The sequence below is a fragment of the Shewanella sp. CAL98-MNA-CIBAN-0140 genome (assembly GCF_040309905.1).
Taxonomy (GTDB): Bacteria; Pseudomonadota; Gammaproteobacteria; order Enterobacterales; family Shewanellaceae; genus Shewanella; species Shewanella psychromarinicola.
Genome location: NZ_JBEOPI010000168.1, coordinates 1 through 271, shown reverse-complemented (window position 1 = coordinate 271; position 271 = coordinate 1). Strand labels below are relative to the sequence as shown.

Here is a 271-nt window from a genome sequence, read left to right as displayed (position 1 = left end):
CTTCTGCTACGTCCGATACAAATAAAATCTGCTTTGGCTTCAAGCTAATGGTGTTGCAAATATTACAGTAGGCTTGTTTGTCTAACTTATTGCCCGTGCGGGTATCAAAGTGACCATTGAACGAACCGGTTAAATCACCTGCTTCGGTGTGGCTAAATAACAGCTTTTGCGCTTCGACAGAGCCAGAAGAGAAGCTGTAAATACGAATGCCTTTTTCTTTAATGCGCTCAATGCTATCGATAAAGTCAGGGTAAATGTGGCCAGTAAACTC

The 271-nt window shown here is 42.4% G+C and carries 1 protein-coding gene; it reads right to left on the bottom strand.

All coding sequences use genetic code 11. From position 1 onward, the window contains the following. Positions 1-271, bottom strand: a 271-nt coding sequence (locus AAEY93_RS20620) for an HAD family hydrolase (protein ID WP_351079537.1), incomplete at both ends; no start/stop codon positions are given.